Origin of the sequence: Enterococcus sp. HY326, from assembly GCF_026157065.1 — a bacterium.
Taxonomy (GTDB): Bacteria; Bacillota; Bacilli; order Lactobacillales; family Enterococcaceae; genus HY326.
The window spans coordinates 1-6,126 of the sequence record NZ_JANLGQ010000018.1; the positions used below are offsets into that span (position 1 = coordinate 1).

At 30.1% G+C, this 6,126-nt stretch carries 7 protein-coding genes; 1 reads left to right on the forward strand and 6 read right to left on the reverse strand.

Annotated elements, in window-relative coordinates; all coding sequences use genetic code 11:
- Positions 1-566: 566 nt before the first annotated feature.
- Entirely contained in the window at positions 567-758 is a 192-nt protein-coding gene (locus ORH16_RS18680) for a hypothetical protein (RefSeq protein ID WP_265460440.1), read from the reverse strand.
- Between the two features lie 133 nt (positions 759-891).
- Here ORH16_RS18680 and ORH16_RS18685 point away from each other — a divergent pair, with 133 nt between their 5' ends.
- The gene (locus ORH16_RS18685; protein ID WP_265460441.1) at positions 892-1,716 is read left to right on the forward strand and encodes a hypothetical protein; all 825 of its coding nucleotides are present in this window, start codon (positions 892-894) and stop codon (positions 1,714-1,716) included.
- 4 nt (positions 1,717-1,720) lie between these two features.
- On the opposite strand, the gene ORH16_RS18690 is transcribed toward ORH16_RS18685, so the two are convergent.
- The 5 genes from ORH16_RS18690 to ORH16_RS18710 all read right to left on the reverse strand — a co-directional run bounded on the left by ORH16_RS18690 (position 1,721) and on the right by ORH16_RS18710 (position 6,039).
- On the reverse strand, positions 1,721-2,023 hold the full coding sequence (locus ORH16_RS18690; protein WP_265460442.1) for a hypothetical protein: 303 nt from the start codon (positions 2,021-2,023) through the stop codon (positions 1,721-1,723).
- Positions 2,016-3,017, reverse strand: a complete 1,002-nt coding sequence (locus ORH16_RS18695; RefSeq protein WP_265460443.1) for a DNA cytosine methyltransferase — start codon at positions 3,015-3,017, stop codon at positions 2,016-2,018. Before ORH16_RS18695 ends, ORH16_RS18690 begins: the two co-directional genes overlap by 8 nt.
- Before the next feature lie 57 nt (positions 3,018-3,074).
- On the reverse strand, positions 3,075-3,371 hold the full coding sequence (locus ORH16_RS18700) for a hypothetical protein (protein WP_265460444.1): 297 nt from the start codon (positions 3,369-3,371) through the stop codon (positions 3,075-3,077).
- Between the two features lie 332 nt (positions 3,372-3,703).
- A complete protein-coding gene (gene mobV / locus ORH16_RS18705; RefSeq protein ID WP_265460445.1) occupies positions 3,704-4,993 on the reverse strand; it encodes a MobV family relaxase in 1,290 nt (429 codons plus the stop codon).
- Positions 4,994-5,295: 302 nt separating this feature from the next.
- Entirely contained in the window at positions 5,296-6,039 is a 744-nt protein-coding gene (locus tag ORH16_RS18710; protein ID WP_265460446.1) for a replication initiation protein, read from the reverse strand.
- Positions 6,040-6,126: the final 87 nt, after the last annotated feature.

Here is a 6,126-nt window from a genome sequence, read left to right on the forward strand (position 1 = left end):
AATCAGTTAAAGCTAAGTTAGCCTTTTTATTTTTACTCATAAAACACCTCTTAGAACATTTTTTTAATTATAGCACAATATGCCGATTTTATTAAAAATTCTATTTCTGACGTGGAAAATTCTATTTCTGACGTGGAAAATTCTATTTCTGACGTGGAAAATTCTATTTATAACCTCTGTAAGTGTTGGTATAACTGACTTTACAAATATCCTAAAGTAATTAAAGTAATTAAAAGTATTCTTTAAAGTATTTACTTAATAGAATCAACAAATATTTTTTTATTTCTTTTGAAGAAAAGTTAACTAAAAAACAATTGAAAAAAGGAGTGAGAGAAAAACACTCTCACATTTTACTTGCAGCAGTCGCTATACACTCCTTTGCTAAAACCTAACCCATTTCTCTAAAGAAATCATTCAACAGCCTTAAAACTCAAAAAAAGAGCTATTTAAGCTCATTTGATTAAAAACCTTATTCAGATAAGTAAAACGTCTTTCAGACGGTCAGGGTAAACCCTAACAACCCTAGAGTGAAAATCAGTAGTAAATGACAAGAATAAAAAGCGAGCTTATTTGCACCACTGCCACCATTTTTTAGTGTCTATGTTTTCTTCGAGTAATTTTGTATTCTTTTGTTGCTCGTAAAGTAGTAATTGTTGTTGCTGGTCTAATAAAGCATGAAGTTTATTTATTTGTTCTTTTTGCTCTTCATCATGCTTTTTAAGTAAGGTAATTTGCTCTATCAAGCTCTCAACAAGCATTTTATCGAGCGTTTCAACTCCGTTTCACTACGATATGCAGTATTGTATCGAAGATTGATAATACACAAGTATCTTTCTTTTCTTTTATATTTATGATTACAATGTACTTAATATTGGAAAGGAGAGACAATTGATGAACACAATCAGTAATTGGAAAAGATTTGAATTATTAGCTACGAATTACTTGCAAGAAAATTACGGTAATTACGCATTGTTTAAACAGCAAGGAGGTGCAGATTCGACTATACCAGATATATTAGTAACAACGAAAAAGGAACAATTCTACATTGAAACAAAATCTTCAGAAGCTCAGTCAGGACAATTTGTAATACTACCAAATAATGTAACGAAAAGATTTTATTTTTCTGAAAAAAATAAAACAGAAGAGAATGAATTAACACAAATTATTATAGATTATATGAATGATAATTGGGAGCGCTATAAAAATGTTAGTACAGAAGGCTTAAGTATAGATATGTCAGACTCTATATTTGCTAATTGGATTACAAATTACTATAAATATAAAAATGTTAAATATTTTATTTCAGGCTTAGAAACCAATTTTGTAATAATTCCTATCGATGATTTTTCTGAATCATTTGATGTAACAGCCAGTTATAGGAAAAAAAGAAGTGGTACAAGATCACTACCTAAAAAGTACTTATCTAGTGTTAAAAACCATTTTAAAAAGTTATATGAATCGTCATTTGTTGTTAGAGAAGAAAGTCATTATTATTTAAATATAGGAACCTCAAATGGTAATTTAGATAAAACATTTTTTGAAATACAAGGTATAAATGATGTTAAGTTTTATTTATCAAAGGATAATAAATATCAGTCAGGTTATAGAATTAGTGTAAGAAGCAATACTAACAATCCAAATATTATTTTTTCTATCAAGCTAAAACCTAATGTTGTAGGAATAAGTCATAGTTCTTTTATATCTCAATTAAAATAAAAAGTTATTTTAATTTTATAAACTCATTCTTAAATTGTATGTACTTTTTGATCGAATATTTATAATTACTCATGCTAAGTTTACCAATTGGTAAATCACAATTTTTTATTTTATCCATTTGATTATTACATCCATTTTTTTCAAAGTAAGCTAATAAAGTAATGCATTTATCATTGTGATATTCATTATCGATATCACAATGATTAATTTCTTTTTCTATTTTTTTAATACGAGAAGTGTGATCACTTTGCATTTTTTTTGAAACACCTTTTTTGTTCAGCCATTTTCTAAATTCAAGTTCATTCATTTTGTACCACCATTGTACTTGAAAGGTAGTCACCAATTTCAATAGCTATTCGTTGTAAAACATCTATAACAACTGAATTACCAAGTTGTTTGTATGCTTGAGTATCTTTTTCTGCTAATTTATAAGAGTCAGGATATCCCATAATTCTTGCACATTCTCTCGGATGAAGTTTTCTTGTCTTCCCATTAATTAGATAGCCACCAGTTTTTGCAAAAACTCCTCCACCATACGCAGATAATGTAATAGCAATACCTTTTACACTATAAATGCGTTCTCCTTGTCCACCTTTATTTACAATACCTAATCGAATAGGTTTATCACTATATTTATCATCTTGATTATCGTTCATGTATGTATCTGGTCGAGAAACGATAAGATGCTTTACATCTTCTTCGTCATTAAGTAAAAAATCTTCTACATGCTTATTTAGTGGGAAACCTTGAGGATACTGAAAAATATTATTATTATTATAGTCGTTTCTGAAACAAACCATATAAATACGTTCACGTTTTTGAGGGATTCCGAAGTCGACAGCACTTAATACTTTTTGATTAAATTGATATCCAAGCTCTTCCATTGTTGCTTGAATGACTTCTAAAGTCTTTCCTGCATCATGCCCAGCTAAATTCTTAACATTCTCCATAAAAACTACTTTAGGACGTTTCTCTTTAACTATTCTTGCAACATCAAAAAATAAAGTACCACGACTATCCTCAAACCCTCTTTGTTTACCACTTATTGAAAATGCTTGGCATGGAAAACCAGCACATAAAATATCATGTTCAGGAATGTTTTTTTCATCCACTTTTGTAATATCTCCTTCTGGGATCTCACCAAAGTTTGATTCATACACTTGTTGAGCGTGTTTATCCCACTCATTTGAATAAACACATTTTGCACCTAGAGACTCTAAGGCTATACGAAATCCTCCTAGACCTGCAAATAAATCTATAAAAGTCATGTTTTGAAGAGTTTTTTTTTCTATCTCAATCATTTATAAGTTCTCCTTAATTGTTTGATTAATCAATTATGGCGCATAGCGCTAATAAAATCAATGCTTATTTTTATTAGACTTTATTCGATCGTAATATCCTTTTGTTTTAATCTGCATTAACATAGCATTATAAGATTTATGAAACATGTTAGCTAGTTGACTGACAGATAAATTATCTGTGTGTACAATATAGTATTCTTCCAATTCTGTGAGTTTTCCTCTCTCAGTAACCGTACTATGTAGGTATAATTTTTGTGATAATACTAATTCATATAGCTCTTTTTTCGAAATGGTATATTTATTTTGTAATTGTTCATAAGTCATAGTTTGCCAGTCGCTTAAATCTATTTTCAATACGTTCACTCCTTTAATAAATTTGTATTTAAGTATATCATTGCAAATAAAAATATTTTCCTAAAATTTTTAACCAAAATAAAATATATACTTAAATATTAAGTAGGGTTATTTGACCTATAGGTAGACATAATCTGATGTTATACCGAGTTGTAGACTTACCAACGGTTACAGACGTTGAGATTGTGAATCCCAACTTGTCTACCTAAAATCAAAAAGTAGAACCTTGATTTAACAAGGTTCTACTTTTTTTGACTTAGTGAAATCAGCAATCGTTAGCTAGGAGTTTTTTGTTATTTTAAAAATTAATGTTACTGGTAATATTAAACTTTTTAGCGAGACATTTCTCTACTTTTTTGTTGCTCTATTTGTTTTTCTCGTGTAATCAATTGTTTTAACCATGTTGTTAACTGCTGAATCCATTGAGTTAAGCGATTTTCAGGGATATATCGCTTTATTCTATTTTCTTCTAGAGTCTCTTTCCAGTCTGAACATTCATAAGAATCTCGTGGTTTTTCGTCATTTTCAAGTTTTTCTAAAATAACTCGACCTTCGTATTCTACTTGAGACATAGAAAAATCAGTTTTTCCTGTATCTTTTAATAAACTCTTCAGAACTCTATTATTGTCCCTTACTTGCAGTGTGTGTTCTTGGGTTTCTTCTAAGTCTTGCTTCAGATGTCTATTTTCTTGTTTTAAACGATTAATCTGATTATCTCGCCCTTCTAATTGGAAGGTGTGTTTCTCTATTTTTTCAGTTAAATTTTTGACCTTTTTATTTAGATTGTAGTTGGTTGTTTTAGTTAATTCAGCTTCTTTTTGAACCCCACCCATAAACTCTTTTAAATTAGCTAAATTTTTGGTATCAACAATTGTTTTTCCAAAAAGTGTCTTTTCAAATTGATTCGTTAAATGATTCCATTGATCCTGAACAGCATACACATTTTTAGTGGAAACATCTATATTTTTAACTTCTTTTATTTTTTTATTGATATGCTCTTTTCTTTGAGATAGCTCTGTTTCTTTTTCAGCGATTTCTTTTGCCATTTTTTTGATGATTTTAACGTCATCAATGCCAATCGTTTGATTGTTTAAAATTCCCTCCTGGTAAATGTGAGATATTTGTTGTTTGAGATAGTTGTCCAGGTCTTGATGAAAAGAAGACAGTTCTTTCCTGGTTAAGACTTCTTTAGCAGAGACTTTCTCACGTTGTTTTTTTTCATCAAAAACAACAGGAATAAAGGCATAATGCAAGTGAGGAGTCGTTTCATCATGATGAACGGTTGCAGATAATACATTTTGATTACCGTATCGTTCATTCAAAAAATCGACTGTCGATTTAAAAAATTCTTTTTGAGTACTCATTGTCTCTTGTTCAAGTGATTTAGGAAGTGTCACAATCCAATCAGCCATGACTTTTACGTCAGCACGATTAAAGCAGTAAACCTCGGCTAATCTATTTTTTAACCGTTGGTTCATATCGCCTTCTTTATCACACAAATCATAATTCAAATAAGTTCGTTCTGAATCAATGTCAGGGTTAGAATGATTGGTTGTTTTTCTTTCAATGTGAATGGATAAACCGTTCACAGAACCTTGGGTAAATTTTTCAACGTGAGCCATGAGAAAACCTCCTAAATAAGTTGAGTTCATCATAGCATAGTTAGAGGACAAATCTATTTTGGTATAGCTCGTTATACCAAAATAGATTTTGGCACTCGGTCTGCGACGCTATTCGACTGTTTCCAGTCGAGCTAAAACGTTCAGATAAAATCGCCTTTAGGCAATTTATGATCTTCTCTTTTTTAGCGTACAGCTGTCCAAATTTTTTCCAATTTAGACTCGCTGCTTTTTATCTATCAACGGTGGCTAGATTGCCAATGGTTGATAGATTTTGAAAGAACCTATTAAGGTTCTTTCAAAATCTAAATAGATGTATCTGTAATCATGATTTCATAGCCAACCACTTTTCGTCCTCTTTTTTGTGTGGTAACGAAAAACTCGCATGAAATCTTTTCTTCTAGTTCGTCGATAGAACGTGTTAAAATCTCTGCAAAAAATCTACCAGCTGGTAATTGTTTATCTTTGCCTAAAAACCAAGATTGCCAGTTCTCTAAATCAGCAGAAATAGTTGTATATTTATTTTTCCCTCTACGGTTAGACTCCCATAGTTTAAGCATAATCAAAGCATATTTACCATTTATTCTAGATAATTCCCCTAATCTAAAACTGTAAAATTTTTCTTTTAAATCTAGTACATAAGGGGCTGAATCAGTCGAAAATTTAAACCGTACTATTCCATCATCAAAAAAATCAATCCATGAAAAAAGTTGAGTCATACGAATTCCTTTAGAACCATCACTTCTTGTTATAGGTAAATAAAGAGCTGTATTCTCATTAAGTCTTTTAAAGGCTTCAGCTATTCGCTTATACGAATCTCCAGAAGTATTAAGATTAAAATGTCTAATGATTTCTAATGCTGATACTTCGTATTCATCTTCTAATCTAGAATCTTTAGTAACATAGCTAAAACAATAATCTAATACACGTTGTTCAAATGATTTTAAGCCTCCAAATGATTTAGCTAAATCATTACCTTGAACAACTAAATAGTTTTGTCTGCTTAATAAATCAGTTAAAGCTAAGTTAGCCTTTTTATTTTTACTCATAAAACACCTCTTAGAACATTTTTTTAATTATAGCACAATATGCCGATTTTATTAAAAATTCTATTTCTGACGTGGAAAATTCTATTT

Coding starts and splice junctions, on each gene's coding strand:
- ORH16_RS18680 (WP_265460440.1), bottom strand. CDS start 758: ATGCTTGTTGAGAGCTTGATAGAGCAAATTACCTTACTTAAAAAGCAT.
- mobV (WP_265460445.1), bottom strand. CDS start 4,993: ATGGCTCACGTTGAAAAATTTACCCAAGGTTCTGTGAACGGTTTATCC.
- ORH16_RS18690 (WP_265460442.1), bottom strand. CDS start 2,023: ATGAATGAACTTGAATTTAGAAAATGGCTGAACAAAAAAGGTGTTTCA.
- ORH16_RS18695 (WP_265460443.1), bottom strand. CDS start 3,017: ATGATTGAGATAGAAAAAAAAACTCTTCAAAACATGACTTTTATAGAT.
- ORH16_RS18685 (WP_265460441.1), top strand. CDS start 892: ATGAACACAATCAGTAATTGGAAAAGATTTGAATTATTAGCTACGAAT.
- ORH16_RS18710 (WP_265460446.1), bottom strand. CDS start 6,039: ATGAGTAAAAATAAAAAGGCTAACTTAGCTTTAACTGATTTATTAAGC.